General features: G+C 30.9%; 23 protein-coding genes. 4 read left to right on the forward strand and 19 right to left on the reverse strand.

Annotated elements, in window-relative coordinates; all coding sequences use genetic code 11:
* Positions 1 to 992: autotransporter outer membrane beta-barrel domain-containing protein (locus K324_RS0101790; protein ID WP_211231540.1), on the forward strand; the 992-nt coding region annotated here is incomplete at its 5' end.
* A 324-nt stretch (positions 993 to 1,316) separates the two neighbouring features.
* On the opposite strand, the gene K324_RS0101795 is transcribed toward K324_RS0101790, so the two are convergent.
* The 3 genes from K324_RS0101795 to K324_RS0101805 all read right to left on the reverse strand — a co-directional run bounded on the left by K324_RS0101795 (position 1,317) and on the right by K324_RS0101805 (position 3,474).
* Positions 1,317 to 1,901, reverse strand: coding sequence for a hypothetical protein (locus K324_RS0101795; protein WP_026747634.1), 585 nt, complete (start codon positions 1,899 to 1,901; stop codon positions 1,317 to 1,319).
* Positions 1,902 to 1,971: 70 nt separating this feature from the next.
* A complete protein-coding gene (locus K324_RS0101800; protein ID WP_026747635.1) occupies positions 1,972 to 2,571 on the reverse strand; it encodes an ACP phosphodiesterase in 600 nt (199 codons plus the stop codon).
* A 144-nt stretch (positions 2,572 to 2,715) separates the two neighbouring features.
* Positions 2,716 to 3,474: a nitroreductase family protein gene (locus tag K324_RS0101805; RefSeq protein WP_026747636.1), complete on the reverse strand. Its 759-nt coding sequence runs from the start codon at positions 3,472 to 3,474 to the stop codon at positions 2,716 to 2,718.
* 254 nt (positions 3,475 to 3,728) lie between these two features.
* Here K324_RS0101805 and K324_RS0101810 point away from each other — a divergent pair, with 254 nt between their 5' ends.
* The 3 genes from K324_RS0101810 (at position 3,729) to K324_RS0101820 (ending at position 6,537) form a co-directional block, all read left to right on the forward strand.
* Positions 3,729 to 4,775 carry a phosphomevalonate kinase gene (locus K324_RS0101810; protein ID WP_026747637.1) on the forward strand — a complete coding sequence of 349 codons (1,047 nt, stop codon included), beginning with the start codon at positions 3,729 to 3,731 and terminating at the stop codon, positions 4,773 to 4,775.
* 16 nt (positions 4,776 to 4,791) lie between these two features.
* Positions 4,792 to 5,799 (forward strand): type 2 isopentenyl-diphosphate Delta-isomerase, encoded by a 1,008-nt coding sequence (gene fni / locus K324_RS0101815; RefSeq protein WP_026747638.1) that lies wholly within the window; start codon positions 4,792 to 4,794, stop codon positions 5,797 to 5,799.
* 75 nt (positions 5,800 to 5,874) lie between these two features.
* Positions 5,875 to 6,537: an HAD family hydrolase gene (locus K324_RS0101820; protein ID WP_026747639.1), complete on the forward strand. Its 663-nt coding sequence runs from the start codon at positions 5,875 to 5,877 to the stop codon at positions 6,535 to 6,537.
* An 88-nt stretch (positions 6,538 to 6,625) separates the two neighbouring features.
* Here K324_RS0101820 and frr read toward each other — a convergent pair whose 3' ends face one another.
* From frr to K324_RS0101900, 16 genes are all read right to left on the reverse strand, one after another.
* Complete coding sequence (frr, locus tag K324_RS0101825) at positions 6,626 to 7,183, reverse strand: ribosome recycling factor (RefSeq protein ID WP_026747640.1); 558 nt, start codon at positions 7,181 to 7,183, stop codon at positions 6,626 to 6,628.
* Between the two features lie 56 nt (positions 7,184 to 7,239).
* Positions 7,240 to 7,950: a UMP kinase gene (pyrH, locus tag K324_RS0101830; RefSeq protein ID WP_026747641.1), complete on the reverse strand. Its 711-nt coding sequence runs from the start codon at positions 7,948 to 7,950 to the stop codon at positions 7,240 to 7,242.
* 224 nt (positions 7,951 to 8,174) lie between these two features.
* Positions 8,175 to 9,059 carry a translation elongation factor Ts gene (gene tsf / locus K324_RS0101835; protein ID WP_026747642.1) on the reverse strand — a complete coding sequence of 295 codons (885 nt, stop codon included), beginning with the start codon at positions 9,057 to 9,059 and terminating at the stop codon, positions 8,175 to 8,177.
* A 28-nt stretch (positions 9,060 to 9,087) separates the two neighbouring features.
* Positions 9,088 to 9,984, reverse strand: coding sequence for a tetratricopeptide repeat protein (locus K324_RS0101840; protein ID WP_026747643.1), 897 nt, complete (start codon positions 9,982 to 9,984; stop codon positions 9,088 to 9,090).
* A gap of 61 nt (positions 9,985 to 10,045) precedes the next feature.
* Positions 10,046 to 10,741: a tetratricopeptide repeat protein gene (locus K324_RS0101845; protein ID WP_036094978.1), complete on the reverse strand. Its 696-nt coding sequence runs from the start codon at positions 10,739 to 10,741 to the stop codon at positions 10,046 to 10,048.
* Positions 10,742 to 10,758: 17 nt separating this feature from the next.
* On the reverse strand, positions 10,759 to 11,649 hold the full coding sequence (locus K324_RS0101850; RefSeq protein WP_026747645.1) for a tetratricopeptide repeat protein: 891 nt from the start codon (positions 11,647 to 11,649) through the stop codon (positions 10,759 to 10,761).
* Between the two features lie 148 nt (positions 11,650 to 11,797).
* Positions 11,798 to 12,583 carry a 30S ribosomal protein S2 gene (rpsB, locus tag K324_RS0101855; RefSeq protein WP_026747646.1) on the reverse strand — a complete coding sequence of 262 codons (786 nt, stop codon included), beginning with the start codon at positions 12,581 to 12,583 and terminating at the stop codon, positions 11,798 to 11,800.
* Positions 12,584 to 12,802: 219 nt separating this feature from the next.
* A complete protein-coding gene (locus K324_RS0101860) occupies positions 12,803 to 13,390 on the reverse strand; it encodes a hypothetical protein (RefSeq protein ID WP_026747647.1) in 588 nt (195 codons plus the stop codon).
* Positions 13,391 to 13,418: 28 nt separating this feature from the next.
* Positions 13,419 to 14,894, reverse strand: a complete 1,476-nt coding sequence (gene guaB / locus K324_RS0101865; protein ID WP_026747648.1) for an IMP dehydrogenase — start codon at positions 14,892 to 14,894, stop codon at positions 13,419 to 13,421.
* Between the two features lie 230 nt (positions 14,895 to 15,124).
* Positions 15,125 to 15,874, reverse strand: coding sequence for a 3-oxoacyl-ACP reductase FabG (fabG, locus tag K324_RS0101870; protein ID WP_026747649.1), 750 nt, complete (start codon positions 15,872 to 15,874; stop codon positions 15,125 to 15,127).
* Positions 15,875 to 15,932: 58 nt separating this feature from the next.
* Positions 15,933 to 16,949, reverse strand: a complete 1,017-nt coding sequence (locus K324_RS0101875; RefSeq protein WP_026747650.1) for a tetratricopeptide repeat protein — start codon at positions 16,947 to 16,949, stop codon at positions 15,933 to 15,935.
* A gap of 17 nt (positions 16,950 to 16,966) precedes the next feature.
* Positions 16,967 to 17,689 (reverse strand): tetratricopeptide repeat protein, encoded by a 723-nt coding sequence (locus K324_RS0101880; RefSeq protein WP_026747651.1) that lies wholly within the window; start codon positions 17,687 to 17,689, stop codon positions 16,967 to 16,969.
* Positions 17,690 to 17,694: 5 nt separating this feature from the next.
* Positions 17,695 to 18,936, reverse strand: a complete 1,242-nt coding sequence (gene pepT, locus K324_RS0101885) for a peptidase T (protein WP_026747652.1) — start codon at positions 18,934 to 18,936, stop codon at positions 17,695 to 17,697.
* A 315-nt stretch (positions 18,937 to 19,251) separates the two neighbouring features.
* Complete coding sequence (locus tag K324_RS0101890; RefSeq protein WP_026747653.1) at positions 19,252 to 19,581, reverse strand: hypothetical protein; 330 nt, start codon at positions 19,579 to 19,581, stop codon at positions 19,252 to 19,254.
* A gap of 233 nt (positions 19,582 to 19,814) precedes the next feature.
* Positions 19,815 to 20,987, reverse strand: a complete 1,173-nt coding sequence (gene alr / locus K324_RS0101895; protein WP_026747654.1) for an alanine racemase — start codon at positions 20,985 to 20,987, stop codon at positions 19,815 to 19,817.
* Positions 20,988 to 21,016: 29 nt separating this feature from the next.
* Positions 21,017 to 21,538 carry a hypothetical protein gene (locus tag K324_RS0101900; RefSeq protein WP_026747655.1) on the reverse strand — a complete coding sequence of 174 codons (522 nt, stop codon included), beginning with the start codon at positions 21,536 to 21,538 and terminating at the stop codon, positions 21,017 to 21,019.
* Positions 21,539 to 21,542: the final 4 nt, after the last annotated feature.

The raw sequence follows: 21,542 nt of genomic DNA on the forward strand, positions 1-21,542 counted from the left end.
TAGGTAATGGGGAAGGACATATCTTGGCTCAAGCGTTCGATCAGATGAGAGGACACATTTATGGTGGAGTTCAACAAAGAATCAAGGCTACATCTGATATTATCGGTGGAGAAATCAAGGGACTTAGAAATGATTCTAATGGCTCTAAAGACTCTAACAAGTTCAAAGCATTTGGACAAAGAAACGAATTCAAGACTGACACAGCAGGAATGCCTGACTGGTACAGTAATGCGGGAGGATTTGCCTACGTTCATGAAGACGAAACTGTAAGACTTGGTGAATCTTCTGGATGGTATGCAGGGGTTGTAAACAACTACTTCACATTCAAGGATCTGTCTAAATCATATGAAAATCAGGCAATGGCCAAAGTTGGAGCATTCAAACAGATACCGCTTGATGAAAACGGAACTCTTACACTTAACCTAGGTGGAGACGGATTTGTTGGTAGAACTGACACTAAACGTAGATTCTGGGTAGTTGATCAGGAATTCAGGGCAAAAGCTAGCTACTATACTTATGGTGCCGGAGCAAACGTTGGACTTGAAAAGGCATTCGTAATAAATGAAGGGTTCAGCATTGTTCCAAATATCGGAATCAAGGCTGAATATGGAAGATTCTCAGGAATCCATGAAACTGGTGATATGGCGTTGAACGTTAAGAGCGACGACTATATCTCAGTAAAACCAAATGCAGGAATCGACTTCAGATACAGTCAGCCAGTGTTCAAGAATACAAACTTCACAGCTGCTTTAGGATTTACTTATGAAAATGAAATCGGAAAAGTAAACGACATAAACAATGAAGCAAGAATAGTGGGAGCATGGACAGACTACTACACAATCAGAGGAGACAAGGAAGACAAGAAAGGAAACTTCAAGTCACACCTTAACCTAGGATTGGATAACGGAAGACTAGGATTCACAGTAAATACAGGATACGAAACAAAAGGACATAACTTCAATGCAGGATTAGGATTGAAAGTATTGTACTAGTAAGGGGTACAAACTTAAAGACTTAAGAAAGTATGAAGTAATGGAAATAGCTTAAACTTAGGAGGGAGGCTGCCCATATGGGTGGCCTTTTCTGGCAAGAGAGTTAAAATTTCTTATTAAGGAAAGCCTGGTGTGAATAAAAAAATTGTTTTAACATTTATATTTTTACTGCTGGGAAATGATTTTTATTTAAAGTATAAGTAAGGGTTTACAAAGTTTAATTTCTATTTTTTAATGAGGTTTGGTATTATACACAAAAAAAACTTATAAAATATTAAATTCTATAAGTTCCAAAAATTATTTTTATTTCTTTATTAAAGTTATTTATTTAACAACTTGCCATTTATTATCCTTACCTTTTTCAAATTTAACTGTTGATGTAGCTAAATTTATTTTTTTAGTATTTTTTAGATAATCGTATTCTAATTTTATGTATTTTTCAATATTAACTTCAATCTCATCTTTTACATTGTTTACTTTTGTTACATATTTGTCGGTATTTTCTCCCAGATACTTATCCAGAGCTTTTTCATCGTATCCTTTTATCAAAAACACAACTTCACCTTTATTGCCATTTTCATTCACTTTATAGACAGATACATCAAATTGTTCGATAAGCATTGTATTTGTATCTTCCCATTGCTTTTTCAAGGCTGAATTATTTGCTTTTGCAACATATTTATCCACATCAGGATTTATGGATTTAAGCATTTTTCTTGAACCATAGTTCGATATTTCCTGCAAGGCTTTTGCGTAATCTTTTGCAGCCGCATTTAATGAATCATATTTTTTTACTTCCACAGCCTCTTTTGCAGACGGTGCCGCATTCGCTATCACTGGTATAGCCACCAATTGCCCCAAAACCATTAGCCCCATTAACATTTTTCTTACTTTTGTAAATTTTATCATCTTTCTTCTTCCTCCAATTTTATTAATAATATAAAAATCAAAATTATTATTTTAAAGACAAACTCCGTTCTTAACTGTTCATCAAAAAACTTTTTATACTTTCCTCTTTTACATAAAAAAATTCCTTTATAGATTTTTCTTCAAAAGCACTGTAATTTTTTTCCAGCTCTCCTACAGCCAGCCTTAAAATTTCTCCCTTTCTGACTCTTTGAGAAATCCCATAAAATGCTCGCTCCAAAAAATCTATATTTTTGTAATTGGACATTACTTTCTCACTTTCAATCCATTTGAATGTTTTGGCGAATTTCTTTGGAAAAAAAACTTGATTTTCAGATATATTATACAGTATCTTCTTTTCAATATTATTAATATTTTCATTGAATAACCTATCAAAATTTTTGGCTAAAAAATGATCAATAAACATATCGGACACAATCCCTTTAAAAATTCCAAATCTTTCCACAAGCAATTCATTCAAAAAATTCTCATTCCTGTCAGAAATACCATCAATTATCCGATGTAAAATAATCCCATCCTTCAGCTCCTTGGGAAGTTCTATTTTATCAACCAGCCCCTTGTAAAAATCTCCAGTAAAATTTCCATATAATGTCTTTTTATTTTCCTGTTCATCAATTTCCAGCGAAATTAGTGAATGTGCTAAAAAATTCATAATTTTTTCTCTTTTCCAATTTACTTTTAAAACTAAACCAGATTAAACGATAAGAGTTAAACAAATTTAGGATTTTCCCTATTTTTCATTTAATTTCAAAAATAGTTCAATCTGATTAATTTCAGTTTTAAAAAATTCCATTAATTATTTTTCGTCCAATTCATCAGCAAATTTGAATCCTTGATCTTCCAAGTCCTGTTTTGATTTATTATAGAAATTTTCATAGATTCTTACAATCATTTCCTTGTATGATGGTAATTGTGGTGTTCCATTTTCTTCACGCCAAGCTACTGTATCTTTTTCGTGAAATTCTACACCTTCCTCCACTTTTTTTGCATCATAAGTATCTTCAAATACAAATGTATCTAATGGAACTCTTGGTTTTACCCTAGTCAATTTTCTTTCCACAGGCACTCCAAGCGTGCTTCCTACTATTGGAAATACATATTCTGGTAACCCAAGCATTTTTATAAATTCCTTTGTTTTCTTTCTAATTGCTCCAATTACGGTACTTCCGTATCCAAGAGCAAAAGCTGCTGTCTGCAACGCACTTACAACAATTCCCGCATCTACTGCACCAACTAGAATTCCATCCGCAGATTTTGGAGCGATATTTCTCTTTCCAACAGAATTTGCCGCATAAACTCCACGATGGAAGTCAACTAATACAAATACAAAAGCGTCAGCCTCTGCAATATGCTTCTGTCCTCCACAAAGTTCCGCAATTTTTGCCAATTTTTCCTTATCTCTTACAACAATCAACGAAGTTTGCTGTCCATTAACTGAATTTGCCGCCCTTTGAGCAGTCGCAAGTATTGTCTTCAAATCTTCTTCCTTTATCTTTTCTCCTGTAAATTCCCTTACAGAACGTCTATTTTGCAATTGTTTTATCAATTCATCCATCCAAATCACTTCCCTTTTTCAAATTTATTTAATTAATGTTATCACATTATATTTGTATTGTCAAACTATTTAAAATCATTCTATCCCTTTAAAATTGGAGTGGTATAAACTACATAAAATTAGCATTTGAACATAATAATTATAATTTAAAAATTTAACTTCAAAGTGGTTTTACTATGACTCTTTTTATGGTATAATTGGTTATTATAAGCATTTTTAATGCCTTACCCTTTATAAAAAAGAAAGAGAAAAAAATGTCAAAAAATAAAATAATAACTAACCAAACTTGTGGAAAACTTTATATTGCTGGAGAATATTCAATTCTAACAGCTGAACAAAGTGCAATCATAAAAAATATAAATATCTTTATGACTTCAAAAATAAATTTTGCTGATAAATACACAATTTTTTCAGATATGTTCGATTATGCTATAACTCTTGAAAAAACGGCTTTCGATAAAAAAACTTCACAAAATTTTGACAAAAATTATTCACTCATCTGTGAAACAATAGCTGTTATAAATGAATATTTAAAATTCCAAAACTTGGAAATCAAGACTTTCAATCTGGAAATTAATGGAAAAATGGAAATAGATAACAAAAAACTAGGAATTGGCTCAAGTGGCAGTGTTGTTGTTTTAACAATAAAATCCATTTTAAGCCTATACAATCTAAAAGTTTCAAAGGAAATACTTTTCAAGCTGTCTTCCTATGTGCTGCTAAAACGTGGAGATAACGGCTCTATGGGGGATATAGCCTGCATTTCCTACGAAAACTTAATTTTTTATAAATCTTTCGACAGAAAAAAAATTAGTGAGTTAATGAAAAACGAAACTCTGGAAAGTGTTCTAAAAACTAACTGGAATTACGAAATTTCTGAACTTCACTTCAACAAAAACAATTTAAATTGTAATTTTTTAGTCGGCTGGACAAAAGAACCTGCTATTTCTAGTAATTTAATAAACATTGTAAAAAATTCAATTGATGAAAACTTTTTAAAAAATGTAGAAAATATCGTACAAGATTTGAGAATTGCCATGAAAAATGGAGATAAGCCAATGATAAAAAAATGCATTAATAAAAATGGGAAATTACTTCAAAACTTAAATGAAAATATTTATAGCCAAAAATTATTAAAATTAGTAAATTCTGCTCAAAAACTGGATATTTGTGCCAAAAGCAGCGGTGCTGGAGGCGGAGATTGTGGAATCGCCCTTTCCTTTAACAAAAATGATACAAAAACTATTATCGACAGATGGGAAAAATTCGGGATTGAATTACTGTATGCTGAAAAATTATAAAAAATATAGGAGAAATATGAAAAATAGAAAAGATGAGCATATTAAGTATGCGCTGGAACATAGGAGCGATCATAACAGCTTTGATGATGTCGAGCTTATTCACAGTTCCATTCCAAAATACAATTTAGATGAGATTGATTTATCAACTCATTTCGCAAACCACGATTTTGAATTTCCATTTTTTATTAACGCAATTACAGGTGGAAGCGAAAATGCGAAAAAAATTAATCAAAAACTGGCAAAAGTCGCAAATGAATGCAATTTGCTGTTCGTAACAGGCTCGTATAGTGCCGCTCTAAAAAATTCTGATGATGATTCATTTAATATTGTAAAAAAGGAAAATCCAGATTTACAACTTGCCACAAATATTGGAATTGATAAAAATTACACAGCTGGAATTACCGCTATAAAGGCTCTAAATCCATTATTTTTACAAGTTCACGTAAATCTAATGCAGGAATTAATTATGCCAGAAGGTAGCCGAAACTTTGATGAATGGGAAAACAATTTAAAAGAATTTGTACAAAATATAAAAATTCCAATTATTTTAAAAGAAGTTGGATTTGGAATGACAGAAGATACCATAAAACAGGGAATTAGGCTGGGAATAAAGACTTTTGACATAAGCGGGCGTGGTGGCACAAGTTTTGCCTTTATTGAAAATATGCGACGTGAAAACAGCCTTGATTACCTGAATAACTGGGGACAGACTACTGTTTCCTGCCTTTTAAATCTAAAAAATTACACAGACAAAGTGGAAATTATCGCAAGTGGCGGGGTACGAAATCCGCTGGATATAATAAAATGCCTTGTTTTAGGTGCAAAAGCTGTCGGAATTTCCAGAACGATTTTAGAATTGGTTGTAAAATATGATGTTGAAAAAGTAATCGAAATTGTGGAAAACTGGAAAACTGAATGTAAAATGATAATGTGTGCCTTAAATGCAAAACATATTAAAGAATTGCAAAATGTAAAATTTATTTTGTATGAAAAAACATTAGAATTTTCTACGCAAAAATTTTAATAAATCTGCTGATAACTTAATTGTATATTAAAAATTAGTTTTAAACGAATATAATCAAAGAAAGAGAGTTAATTAATGAAAAAAAAAATTATAGTTTATGATTTTGACAAAACAATTTACGATGGAGAAACTGGTGTTAATTTTTCCACATTTTATTTAAGAAAATATCCGTTAAAGTCCATTTTATTTTTGATAAAATATTCAAAGGACTTGCTTTTTTATCTAGTAAAAATAATAAATTTGACTACTTTGAAGGAAAGATATTTTGAATTTTTGGAAACCTATTCAAGAGAAGAAATTGAAAAATTAGTAGCAGATTTCTGGGAAACTAAAAAACATAAAATTTATCCGTGGATAAAAGTCGAGCTGGAAAGAAACAAAAAAGACTGTGAAATGGTTATCGTATCTTCTGCAAGCCCTCTGTTCCTAATCGAACACTTTTTATTATCACTTGGCTATGACAAAGTTTTTGGAACAAATTTTGTAAATGATAACAAGGAAACCTTTATTGCCAAAATTGACGGAGAAAACAACAAAGGCGATGAGAAAGTAAAAAAACTGAATGAATGGGCAAAACAAAATAATTTTGAATACGAAATTATAGAATTTTACTCTGACAGTCTAGCAGACAAACCACTTTACGATATTTCCAAAAAAACATACTGGATTAAGAATGGAGTTAAGTTGGAAGGGATGCCAAAGAGAAAGACTTTGATTGATAAATTATTTTGGAAATAATCATTTAAAAAAGGGAATTTATTCTAATTCTATCAAAACTAGATATAATTCCCTATTTTTATTTCATTTCTAAATTTTATCTTAAAAATTAAACTGTCAACAATTCTTTTTCTTTTTTACTCAAAGCATCATCAACTTGTGCGATAAATTTATCTGTTGATTTTTGCACTTTTTCTTCACTTGATTTTAATTCATCTTCTGTGATTTCGCTGTCTTTTTCAAGTTTTCTTAGTTTATTGTTTACATCTTTTCTTACGTTTCTGATTGCAACTTTTCCTTCTTCAGCTTCTTTTTTTACCATTTTTACATATTCTTTTCTACGATCTTCTGTAAGTTCTGGTACAACAAGTCTGATAACTTTACCATCGTTTGACGGGTTAAATCCTAAGTTTGCCTGTAAAATAGTTTTTTCAATTACTGGAATTAGTGATTTGTCCCAAGGATCAATTACTAATAATCTAGCTTCTGGAGCTGAAACTGTTCCAACTTGATTAAGTGGAGTTTGAGCACCATAGGCTTCCACTGTTACTCCATCAAGCATAGAAACACTTGCACGCCCTGCTCTTACGTGAGAAAACTTATCTTTTGTGTTTTCCACAGATTTTTGCATTTTTTCTTCAGCTTCTTTTAAAATTGCATTTAACATTCTTACCACCTTTTTATTTTTTATTAAAATATTTTATACCAATTTTTTCCTATCAATTATTTTTTTACAGTTGTTCCTATATTATCGCCTTGAGCCATTTTTAAGATATTTCCCTCTTCCAAAGCGTTAAATACCACGATTGGCATTTGGTTTTCCCTACATAGTGAAAGTGCCGCTGTATCCATTACTCCCAGATTTTTTGAGATAGCTTCGTCAAAGGTTACTGTATCATATCTCACAGCGTCATTAAACTTCATCGGATCCTTATCATAGATTCCATCGACTTTTGTTCCTTTTGCAAGTACATCTGCCTGAATTTCCACAGCTCTTAGTGCTCCCGAAGAATCCGTCGTAAAGTAAGGATTGCTTGTTCCTCCTGCAAAGATAACAACTCTTCCTTTTTCCAAATGTCTTATTGCCTTACGTCTGATATAAAGCTCAGCTACTTGTGGCATTTGAAGTGCTGTCATAACTCTTGTTGGCACTCCTATGCTTTCAATTGCATTTTGCAGTGCAAGTCCATTCATAATTGTCGCAAGCATTCCCATTGTATCGCCAGTCACTCTGTCAAAGCCTTTTTCCATTCCGCTTATCCCACGGAAAATATTTCCACCACCAATAACAATGGCAATTTCCACACCTTTTTCATGTACATCCTTTATCTGTTTTGCAAAACTTTCAAGCACTTCATTTGAAAAACCAAATTCCTTGTTCCCTGCCAGTGCCTCTCCACTTAGTTTTAATAATATTCTTTTATATTTAAGCATTATAGGAGCCTCCATAAATTTTATAGGTTATACTAAACCCCGTTTAAAAATGAGAATAAATTTTTATAATAGGGTTGTTCAATAGCTAATTCATAATCATTCAACTTTTTTCTTTTTTATTAGAAAAGTTTATAATAAATTCGTTATTTAAATGGGATTTAGTATTAAATAAAAGTAATTATTTAAAAATTTGCGAAAAAATAAGGGGATAATTCCCCTTATAATTAATTTCCAGAAATTTGTGCAGCTACTTCAGCAGCAAAATCTACTTCTTCTTTTTCGATTCCTTCTCCAACTTTGAATCTGTCAAATGAATTTATTGTACTAGGGGCAATAAATTTTTCAATAGTAACGCTGTCATCTCTAACATATTTTTGTTGCACTAAGCAGTTTTCTTCGTAGAATTTTCTCATTTTTCCTTCTAATATTTTTTCAATTATATTAGCCGGTTTTCCTTCTGATTCCAATTGATGTCTTGCAATTTCCTTTTCTCTTTCCAAATCATCAGCCGTAACTTGTGATTTATCCAAATATTTTGGATCCATTGCCGCAATGTGCATTGCAACACCTTTTGCTTTTTCGATATTTTCAGGAGTAGCTTCTCCATTAACATTTAATAATACACCAATTTTTCCGCCTAAGTGAATATAAGTTTCGATGAATCCGTCAGTTGAAACAACTTTTAGTCTTCTTACATTCATATTTTCACCAATTTTAGCGATTAATTCTGTTAGGTGAGTTTCAACAGTTTTTCCTTCAAGTTCAAACGCTTTTAATTCATCTTCGCTTGTCAAATCGTGATTTAAAGTCAATGCTACTAATTTTTCTCCAAAAGATTTGAATTCATCATTTTTAGCAACGAAGTCAGTTTCAGAGTTAAATTCTAAGATAGCACCTTTTTTTCTATCTTCAGATATTGCTGCAAATACCAATCCTTCTGCTGCAACTCTTCCAGATTTTTTAGCTGCCTTAGCAATCCCTTTTTCTCTTAACCAGTCAATCGCTTTTTCAATGTCTCCGTCATTTTCTTGTAAAGCCTTTTTACAGTCAAGCATTCCTGCTCCTGTTCTTTCTCTTAATTCTTTAATAAGTGCTGTTGTAATTGCCACTTTATTTCCCTCCTATATTTTTAATTTTTTATTTATTTAATTCTCCATCTAACATCATTAATAATTGTTCTATATGTTTACTAAAAGAACCTTCTTTTTTTGCTCCATCCAATGCCTTTTTTGCCCAGCTTTCTGCTTCTTTAAACTTCTTAGTTTCAAAATATCCCATTGCTAAAAACCATTGTGCTTGTGTATTCCCTTTTTTCGCAAGTGGTAAAAGAAATTTCTCTGCTTCCGCATATTTTTTTTGTTCAAAATATGTTCCAGACAGCATTTCTATAATAAAGTAATCTTCTTTATCAAATTCTAAAAACTCTTTTGCATATTTTTCAGCTTGTCTCGGATGTCCAGAATCATAATAAAAAGCTGCTAATCTTAATATCGCATAAGCATTACCAGTTAATGCTTCGGTTTTACTTATTCTAAGTTCCCTAAGCCCTCTTTCCGAATAGCTTCCTTGTGATAATTCTTCAAAATATTTATCAGCCTGTTTCCTTTTGACTCCTTTTTTTTCATTTGCATATAAAAGAACAAAAGAATATTTACCAGTATCATCATCACCTAATTCAATAGCTTTTGAAAAATATTTATCAGCTTCCTTTGTATTATTCTCTGAAACATATAATGATCCCATAACTTCGTATGCATAGGCATCATTTGGATATTTTTCAATGTATTTTTTCATTAGGGCAATTAAACCTTTATTATCATTTTTTTCCTGCATAGCTCGGAAATTTTTTCTAAAATCATCTTTTTCTTTTGCATAAGTACTCATAAATTTTTCATAATCTGGTACATGACTAACTTCATCCAGCATTAAAAACTTATCTTCCCTATCAGTGCTTAATTTACGTTCGGTATTTACATTTGCACCTAGAACACTTAAACTTGCTAATAAAAATAGTCCAACTAAAAATTTTTTCATAGTTTTCACCATTCCCTCTATTTCTTATTTTGCTTAATGATTAACTTATTATTCACAAAAATTATTTTGAAATATTTTTTAGTATATTCAAAATTTCTGGATTTTTATTATCAAATTCTAAAAAGTCCTTCGCATATTTTTCTGCCATCTTATAATTTTTAGTACCATAATAATGGACTGCTAATCGGTATATTGAATAAGCATTACCAATTAATGCCATTTGTTTGTGGCTTCTAAGTTCTTTAAGTTTATCATGCGTAAAACCAGCATCTGAGAGTTGCTTTTCATATTTGTCTACTATGCTCTTTTTTTCATTTTTCTCTTTAGCAGTCAAATTTAATAATTTTAGAGAATCTTCATCACTGTATAATAAAGCCAGTGAGTACACGCCTGTGTCGTTATCTCCTAATTCAATTGCTTTTAAATAATACTTCTCTGCCTCTTTTTGATTGCCTAATATATCATAATCAGTTCCTATCTCTTCATAAGCGTAAGCATCATTTGGATATTTTTTTACATATTCTTTTAATAATGCAATCAGATTTTTCTTATCTCTCTTTTCAGTTAAAGCCATATATTTATTTTTAAATTCTGTTTTTTCTTTTGAATACATATTCATAAGGCTTCCGTCTACTGCAAAATACTGGTTATTTACATTTGCCGTATAATTTGAAGTGCTTGCAGTTTTTTTCTGGCTCTTTGCACCTAGAACACTTAAACTTGTTACCAAAAATAATCCAATTAAAACTTTTTTCATAATTTTCACCATTCCCTTTATTTTTTATTTAATTCTTTTAATTTTGAATTTATTCGATTCAGCAATTCTTTCGCTGCTTCAATATCATCTGACTGTTTTCTTTCAGGTTTTTCCAGCGTCTTTTTAGCCCATTTTTCTGCTTCCTTAAGATTTCCAGCGTGATAATATCCAAGTGCTAAAAGATATTGTGCCTGCATCATCCCTTTTTGAGCGAGTGGTAAAAATAGTTTTTCTGATTCTGCATATTTTTTCTGAGCAATGTATGCGTTGCTTAAAAACATTAAATTATCTAAATTTTCCTTATCAAATTCCAAAAATTCCGTAGCATATTTTTCTGATATTTTATAATTTTCATAATTATCATAATAAGCCGCTAATCCAAATATTGGTTCAGCATACCCTATTAACGCACCATTTTTAACATTTCTAAGATTTTCAAGATTATAGTGGGAATTAATTCCTTCATTCTCTAATTCTTTCAAATATTTCTCAGCAAGTTTTGTTTTTTCCTTATCGTTATCCTTTTCGCCTTTATCAGCATACAAAAGAGCTAAAGAATACTTCGCTGTGTCATCATCCCCCAGCTTTATAGCCTTTAAAAAATTTGCTTCCGCTTCCTTAAAATTATCCGACATATACGCTGTACCTAGAACTTCGTAAGCATAAGCATCATCTGGATATTTTTCAATATATTTTTTTACTAGAGCAATTAAATTCTTTTTATTATTATTTCCCCATTTATCCTTAAATTCTTTCTTTTCTTTTGAGAATAAGTTTTCATACTTAGAATCCAATTCATAATGATACCGTACATAATCTATATCACGCTGCATTGGGACTTTTCCTTTATTCACACCCAAGACACTTAAACTTGCTATTAAAAATAAACCAATTAAAACTTTTTTCATAATTTCTCATCCTTCCTTTTTTAATTTTTTGACCAATAAGAAATATGAGTTTATTCTTTTGCTTTTTTAATTACTATTTTTACAAGAACAGGGGAATGGCTTTATTCCCCTATTACTTTTATTTAATTTTTTTTGGATTATGTTTTAACTATGCTTCTGTAGTTTCTTCAACAACTTCTTCTACTACTTCCTCAACGATTTCTTCGTTTGCAGGAACTTCTACTTCTGCTCCTTCAACAACGTTTTCAATTCCACCGTTTCCTTCGATTGCTGCATTTGCAATAACTTGTGCAAATAATTTTACTGATCTTATAGCATCATCATTTGCTGGGATTTTGTAAGTTACTAAATCAGGATCTACGTTTGTATCGATTAATGCGATTACAGGGATTCCCAATTTTTTAGCTTCTTCTAATGCTAAGAATTCTTTTTTGATGTCAACTACGAACAATGCAGCTGGTAAAGTGTTCATTTCTTTGATTCCACCGATATTTTTAGAAAGTTTTGCCATTTCCTTTCTTAATAATCCAGCTTCTTTTTTAGTATATGCTTCGTCTAAAGTTCCATCAGCATCCATTTCTTCTAATTCTTTTAATCTTTTTACTCTTGTTTTGATTGTGTTCAAGTTAGTTAAAAGTCCACCTAACCATCTGTGGTTTACATAGAATCCTCCAGCTCTTTCTGCTTCTTCTTTAATAGCTTCCTGAGCTTGTTTTTTAGTTCCTACGAATAATACTTTTCCACCTTCTTCAGAAATTTGTCTTACAAATTCGTAAGCTGTTTCAGTTGCTCCTAAAGTTTGGTGTAAATCCAAAATGTGGATTCCGTTTCTTTCTGTAAAAATATAAGGTTTCATTTTAGGGTTCCATCTTTTTGCCTGATGTCCAAAATGAGCTCCTACTTCTAATAATTGTTTCATTGTAATTACTGCCATTACGTTTTTCCTCCTAATTTTTTTTGGTTTTTCTCCCACTTTTCTTTAAAAGACAGATTGTAATTTTCACTTTTTATTTCATTTTTTTTGTTTTTCTAATTTAATAAATAAAAACCTTTTTAAAAATAAATTGTAAAATTGCAACACCCTATCCCTAAACAATACAAAGTGTGATTAATCGTTGTATTTTAACATTTTTTTATAACTTTTGTCAATACTCTAAAAATTTTCTATCAATTTTAATTGTTTATCCAATAGAACTGTACGCATTTTTTCGTTTCTTTCCTGCTGTAATTCCTGATATTTTGCAATAAAATTCTCTTCTGTCAGTCTTTGATCCTTCAATTTGCCAACTTCTCTTTTAAAATCTCTCTCATATTTCAAAATACGTGACTTTTGCTCATTTGACAAATTCATACTGTCAATAAAGTTTTTAATCTTATCATTTTTTTCATTAAATAAGGCCTTCTGGGAATTTATGTAAGAATTATAGGCTTCTAGTTGTTCATTTGACAAAACTTTTGCAATCGCTCTGTATCTATCCTCTTCTATTTTACCAATTTTAGCTTTTTTCCCATCAAACTGAACTAAATCCTTTTCTACTCCCTCAGCTTTTTTCTGATATTCATCAAATATTTTGGACAATTTTTTTTGTTGACTTTTAGTTGCATTTACAATTTTGAATAAATCATTTTTAGAAATTTTTACTGTATAAATTTTTTGATAATAATCTTCGTAGGAATAAGATAAAACACTTATTCCAAACACCAATACTGATAAAAGTGCTATTTTTTTTACTTTATTCATTCTCATCCTTTCACAAATTCCTTTAATTTTAATTATTTGAATTATTATAATTAGGTGCTTCCTTCGTAATTATAACATCATGCGGATGGCTTTCCTTCAATCCTGCTCCTGTTATTTTTACAAATTTTCCATTTTCTTTTAAATCTTCAATTGTAGCTGTTCCACAGTATCCCATTCCAGAACGAAGTCCACCGCAGATTTGATAAACTGTATCTTTTAATGCACCTTTGTATGGAACCATTGATTCTATTCCTTCTGGAACCAATTTTTCTGTTGCCGCTTCAAGTTGAAAATATCTGTCACTGCTTCCTCTCTTCATTGCCGCAAGTGAGCCCATCCCTGCATAAGTCTTGAATTTTCTTCCATTATATAAAATTTCTTCTCCTGGTGCCTCATCAGTTCCTGCAAGCATTCCTCCAAGCATAACACAGTCTGCTCCAGCCGCAATAGCCTTTACAACATCTCCAGACAGTTTTATTCCACCATCGGCAATAAGTCCGATCCCTTTATCCTTACAAACTTCCGCAATATTCATTACAGCCGAAATTTGTGGCACTCCAACTCCTGACACAACTCTAGTCGTACAGATTGAGCCTGGCCCTACTCCCACTTTTACGGCGTTTACTCCTGCTTCTATCAAGTCAAGTGCTGCCTCTGGAGTTACGATGTTTCCTCCAATAATGTCTAAATCAGGAAAAGCCGCTCTAATTTCCTTTATTTTTTCAATAACTCCTCTTGAATGTCCGTGTGCCGAATCAACAGCAATGATGTCAACTCCAGCTTCCACTAAAGCTGCAACTCTTCTTACTGTATCAGTTCCAACTCCAACTCCTGCTCCTACTCTAAGTCTACCATGTTCATCTTTTGCAGCATTAGGATAATTTATAACATTGTCAATATCTTTAATTGTAATCAAACCTTTTAATTTTGTACCTTCTACGATTGGCAACTTTTCAATTCTGTTTTCCAGAAGAATAGACTTTGCACCTTCAAGAGTCGTTCCAACAGGTGCTGTCACCAAATTTTCCTTTGTCATAATATCTACAACTTTTGATGATAAATCTTCTCTATATTTTAAATCACGGTTAGTAATAATTCCCTTTAAATTGCCTTCACCATCAACTACAGGAAGCCCAGAAATTTTATAATTTTTCATTAAATCGTATGCATCCTTTAGAATAGCGTCTTCCTTCAATGTAATCGGATTTGTAATCATACCGCTTTCATATCTTTTTACCCTTGATACTTCTTCAGCCTGTCTGTCAATAGTCATATTTTTATGAATAAATCCAATTCCACCTTCTCTTGCAAGTGCAATCGCAAGTTTTGATTCTGTAACCGTGTCCATTGCAGCACTTAGTATTGGTATATTTAATACCAATTTTTTAGTTAAATTAGTTTTTAACAATACTTCATGTGGCACCACACTTGATGCTTGCGGAATTAATAGTACATCATCAAAAGTTAATCCTTCAGAAATTACAATTTTGTCTTTTTGACTCATTTTAAATATCCTCCTTATTTTATTTTCAAGTTCACAGTTCTGCAAATTCAGCAAGTTAAGAGAAAATTTTATAAAATTAAACTCTTCTGTATTACTTTTTGCTTTATCTTATTTTAAATTATATTATTTTATCACAAAACAAGGCATAATTTCAATACTTTTTTTAAAAGATTTTTTTATAATTTTTCCAAACTTAAACTAAGTATAATCATATATTTTTTTGATTTTTTTTACACATTCGGTGTTTCAGGCAATACCTGTCCCCCGTCTACAACTATTGTCTGTCCTGTAATGAAGCCGGCTTCACGACTTGCCAAAAAAACAGCTGTATACCCAATATCTTCAGGTTTTCCTAAAGTATAAACAGGGATTATCTCCTTCATTTTTCTCATATATTCCTCTCCAGCCTGTATTAATCCATCTGTCAATATATTTCCTGGCTGAATGGCATTAACTGTAATTCCATATTTTGCATATTCCAGTGCTGCACTTCGCATAAACCCCAGTTGTGCCGATTTACTCGCCCCATAGTGTGCCCAGCCTGAAAATCCTGTAATAGGCCCTGTAATCGAAGATGTCAATATTACCCGCCCATAACTTTGCTTTTTCATATATTTAAGTGCTGCCTGTGCCACAAAAAAAGTTCCTTTTGCATTTATATTCTGAACCTTGTCCCAATCTTCCTCCGTCATATTTTCAATACTCACTTGTGGAAAAATTCCCGCATTTGAACAAAGAATACTTAATTTCCCATATTTTTCATAAATACTTTGAACAATATACTGAACCTGATCTCTGTCTGTAACATCAAGATAATAAAATTCCCCATCCAGCTCACTTGCCGTTTCTTTCCCTTTTTCCTTGTCAATATCTCCAATAAGGACTTTTGCCCTTGCCTGTTTCAACGCCTTTGCGATTCCTTTTCCAATACCTTTCGCTCCGCCCGTGACAAGAGCAACTTCCCCAGCTAAATCAAACATTCCAATCATCACCTTTCTTATTTTTTTATTTTATATCTTTTCTTTATTATTTTTGAATTTAATCTGCCTTTAAAGGGCTGAATTTTATAACCTTATCCCCAGTTTTCCCACTTTTTATTTCATTATTTGCCTTTACCAATTCCTCTGCAAATCTTAATCTATTTAAATTTGAAATATATTCCTTATATTTAGCCTTATTTTTATTTTTCATCTCTTCTGTAATATCAACAAGCATATTATAAATTTGAAATCTCAAATCATTATCATTTTGTGCCATAAAAATATATGCTTCCTTAGAATATTCAAATGCCTCATCATACTTTTTCATTTGAATATAATTTAAAAATACGAGATAATGGGCATCCGCCTTGTATCTATTTTTTGCTGATTCCGTAACATAAGAATAGTCTAGTTTCTTCATTTTATCATATTTTTCTATAGCCAATTTTGTATATTTTATTGAATCTGAATAATTTTTATTTTGAAAATCTATTGCAGCTATCGAATAATAACCTTCTGGAAACTCAGGAAATAATGTTATCATTTTTTTTGCAAGCTCTACCTGCTCCTTTTCCATCCCCGCCTGTCCATATCTTGCCACAAGATTAGTATAAGCCATCGGATTTTTAGGATTAGCCTTAATCGCATCCTTGTAATACTCCATCGCAACTTTGATATTATCCGCCTCTTGTGCTAAATAATAATATGGCAGATAATTCTTTTTATCCTCCTCTATCGCCTGCAAAAATAGTTTTCTTCTCTTCTCATAGTCGTTTTCCTCTTTTATCGCCTTAAACGTAGTTTCAATGGATTTTTTATTAATTCCAAGCTCAGTCAATTCCTTCAAAGTCAAATCCATAACTTCCTTCTGCTCCCTTTTTTCCAAATCCAGCTCTTCAAATCTTTTCCTATCATTTTCACTAATTTCCTTAATCGTATCTTTTACAGACATTTCCCCAATATTCTTCCCAGCTTTATTTTCACTTTTTAAAGTATTACTCCTCTGCGTGCCTACTTTTGCTGAAAAACTATAAAAACTGCATAAAATAAAACTCATCAATAAAAATTTTTTCATTCTCATCACTCCTTCTATTAACTTAGTTCCAAAATTTTCTCCTGTGCAATTTTCCCCATATAAAGTTTATTCCCTTTTTCAGCTACTTCTTTATAAAATTCTATTGCTTTTTCAAAGTTCCCAGTCTCTTCATATGCCTTAGCTAAATTGAACTTTATCTCTATTTGGTACAATTTTCTTTTCCCTTTTAATAATTTTTCCAGTTCAACAATTTTCTGTTGCGGATTATTTTCATAGTCCAATAAAATTCCTATTTCCAGTTTTTCTCCACTTTTTCTAAAATTTTCATCAAATATTTTTCTTGCTTCCTCTTTTTCTCCCATAAAATACTTGTACTCCATTAAATTTCTATAATAACAGTATTTTATTATTGGTAATGTTAATCTAGTTATTTTTATTTCATTTAAATATTTTAATGCTTCTTTTCTTTCATTCAGCAGCCAATAACAAACTGATAAATTAATTCTGTTAAAATCTTTCATAATATTAATTTTAAAAATTTTGTACGTTTTTTCTACTATTAAAATATATTTTTCAGGATCTAATTTAACAAATAAGTAATGATTTCCTATCAAAAATAGTATTAAATACGGAAATAAATATATCATTATTATTACTGACAATATCCATAGTAAAAAATATACAAAATAAGACACTCTCAAAAATATGTCCATGCTTAATTTATAAACTAATATAAAAATTATTTCATACAGATAAGTTTTTAATGCCGCCTTTCGCATTTTTTTTACTCTCCTTCAGCGTTCAATCTTACAATCTCCACAATCACATCAGTTGCCAGAATCATACTCTCAAGTGCTACAAATTCGTATTTCCCATGAAAATTTTCCCCACCTGCAAAAATATTTGGTGTAGGAAGTCCCATGAATGAGATTTTTGAGCCGTCTGTTCCACCACGGATTGGCTTGATTATTGGTTTTATTTTAACGTTTTCCATTGCTTTTTTGGCTATTTCTACGATTTCCATGTGATCTTTTATAATTTCACCCATATTGTAGTATTGATCTTTTATTTCAATTGTTACTAATTCTTTTTTGTATTTTTCATTAATTTTTTTGGCAACATTTTCAGCAAATTTCTTTTTTTCTTCAAACTTCTGTCTGTCGTGATCTCTCAAAATGTATGATATTTCAGCATCTTCACAATTTGCATTGATTTTTTCAAGAAAATAAAATCCTTCGTAGCCTTCTGTCTTTTCAGGCACTTCATCTGCTGGAAAACTGTTTATAATTTCTGCCGCTATTAAGCTTGCATTTATCATTTTTCCTTTGGCTGTTCCTGGATGAACGCTTTTACCTTTTATTTTAAATACAGCTCCAGCTGCATTAAAACTCTCATATTCAAGCTCTCCGACAGGTCCTCCATCCATTGTATAAGCAAAATCCGCTCCAAATTCCTCAACATTAAAGTTATCTGCTCCACGCCCAATTTCCTCATCAGGCCCAAATGCTATTTTTACTGTCCCATGCTTAATTTCAGGATGATTAATCAAATATTTCATAGCCTCAATAATTTCCACAACTCCAGCCTTGTCATCGGCTCCCAGAAGTGTTGTTCCATCAGTAGTAATTACAGTTTTCCCAACATAATCTTTTAAATTAGGAAATTCATCCACAGAAAGCACAATATTTTGCTCCCTATTCAAAATAATATCTTTCCCGTCATAGTCTTCCACAATCTGTGGATTTACATTAACTGCATTAAAATCAGCAGTATCCATATGTGCAATAAATCCAACAGTTTTCACATCTTTATCAACATTACTTTTCAAAGTTGCATTAACAAAGCAATTTTCATTCACATATACATCTTCCAGTCCAATGTCTTCCAGCTCTTTTACAAGCATTTTAGCAAATTCAAGTTGTGTCGGTGTCGATGGGATACTCTCACTTTTTTCATCCGATCTAGTTTCAATCTTTACATATTTCAAAAATCTCTCTTTAAGTGTTTCATATTTGTTCAAATCCATTTATTTCCCCTACTTTCTCAAATATTTTGATATTTTAAATTTTATAACTTATTTTACAATTTTTTACAGTTTTTTTCAATGTTCTAGTTAAATAATTTATGAATAAATTTGATTTTTTTAATATTTATATGTATAATATTAACAAAATAAATATTAGGAGGTAACAAATTTGAAAAATATTAAACAATGGGCTAAATTATCACTAACTTTTGGTATTATTTCACTAATTTCATTAATTTTACAATAAATAAAAAACTCAAGTAATCATAAGTTAATACAATTTCTTGAGTCATATTTTTATTCTTTGTAATAATATTATTCGTTACTGCTAGTCATAATTACACCATTTGAAATCAATAGCTGTTTATCAGTTTCGCTTGCTGGTTCCCATCCTTTTTCAATTAGAGTTTTTGCATACATTCGATTGTATTTTAATCCAATAAGAACACGATATCCGATTGTTGCAAGTCCAAAAGTAAATCTACCAATAATTCCCGCTAAAAAGCCAATTATCAAAAACATAATCGCCTCCTCCTTATCACCTCTAAATAAAGGCACAAACCATCCAAAAAAAAATGTCGTCCATGAGAATCCTAATTTTACTTCTTTTCTCAAGCCATTATTTTCTACAATCGCTACTGCCATAAAAAATATCCTCCATTTTTAGATTATTTTATTAATTATATCTTCTTTTTATTAAGATTGCAAATTTTTACTGACTTCATTTATAGTTTTATTATAGTAGCTCACTTATTCCCAATTTGAAAAATGGTAAAAAACGGCTTTAATTTTATGAATTTTTTTTGTTTTGATTTCCACTATTTAAACAGAAAATAGTATAAAATGTGATAAAACAGTAAAAAGATTTAACTTTCAAATCAATCTACTGTTTTTTTTATTGCCAAAAACTTAGTCAGCACATCATCCTGTATTGTACCAGCCCACTTTGCCACTTGCCTCAACGTTATTTTTTCAGTAATTTCATTTTCAATATTTTTCTGACTTCCCACAATCACAACTTCATCATTCATTCCCACATTTTCTATATCCGTCAAGTCAACAAAAATCATATCCATGCAAATTTCTCCGATAATTTTTGCCTTCTGTCCATTTACAAGAACATACGCTTCTTTCGAATTTTCAATTTGTTTTTGAAATCCATGTGCATAGCCGACTGACATAATGCCTATTTTAGAATCCCTGTTTACAATACCTTTACTTCCATAAGAAATTTTATCATTCTTTTTTACACTTCTTATATTTATAATTTGTGATTTTACCGTTATAACATCTAATAATCCCACATCATAAGACAAAGGTTCCATTCCATAAAGTGCCATTCCCACTCTTGCAAAATCATAATTGTACTTTTCTTTATATTTAAAAAGTAACGGGCTTGCCTGTAAATGCTTGTATTGATATTTCATATTATTTTCGTCAAATATTTTTAAAATATTTTGATATTTCTCAACTTGCTTTTCAGTTTCAATTTGATTTTCTGCATCTGAAATATGAGAAAAAATCGAGATTATTTCCAGTTTGTTATTTTTAGAATTTATTTCATATTTTTTTATTTTTTCAATTAATTCCAAAATCTCATTTTCATCAAATCCAAGCCTGTTCATTCCGCTGTTTACTTTTATATGGATTTTCAAAATTGTGTTTTCAAAAGATTTATCCAGAATTTTTAAGTAATCAGACAATTGTGAAAAATTAAAAATTGTCAATTCAATATCATTTCCTATTGCATACTTCAAGTTTTTAGGCTCAATATAGTTAAGTGTCATTATTTTTATTTTCTTATTTTCCAAAATGTCCAACTTTTTCTCTTTTTTTAAATTTTTTAGAATTTCATGAATTTTTACTGCTTCCTCAATATACGCCACCGCAAAGTAATTACAGCTATTTTCAAGCAATATAGGAAAAATATTTTCAATTCCGAGTCCATAAGCGTTGTCCTTGATTACACAAATGAGATTTTTATTTATCGAACGGATTTTTTCCAAGTTTTTTTTTAGATTTTTCCTGTTTATTTCCAGATTTACTAACATTTTTTATTTTTGCTCTCCTTAATGTATTCCTAAACTGTTATTATTAATGGAGCCATTATTCCCAAAAGGATAACCAATCTCAAAAGTAGAATTTCACGATAAATCTTTTGATATTGTATTTCAGGTACTCCTTTTTCTTTTAGGAAAAATCCGATTGCTGTGATTTTATTAGAAGTGTCGCTTCTGCTGTAACGGTTTACGTAAGGCTCGAATAATATTTTTTCTCCGTTTACTGTCAAATGCAGTCTTGGGGTTCCCACATATTTATCCATATAGCCTGTCGTATTTTTACCATCCAGATTTTTCCCATTTAGTGAAACTACTCCATTTTCAACTTTTAATTTATCAATTCTCAAAAAAATAAACAAAATCCAGACAACAATGGCAGCTACTGGTAAAAAAGCCGAAATCGTCCTTGCAACTTGAATTTTTTCCAGCAAAGTAAACGCTATCCCATAGATAACTGACAATATCGCCATTAATATCAGAATTTTATCCACTCCCTTGTGAATTAATCCATTAAGTTCAATTTTTTCATTAGTAATTTCCATAATA

Origin of the sequence: Leptotrichia trevisanii DSM 22070 (assembly GCF_000482505.1) — a bacterium.
In the GTDB taxonomy this organism is placed as follows: domain Bacteria; phylum Fusobacteriota; class Fusobacteriia; order Fusobacteriales; family Leptotrichiaceae; genus Leptotrichia; species Leptotrichia trevisanii.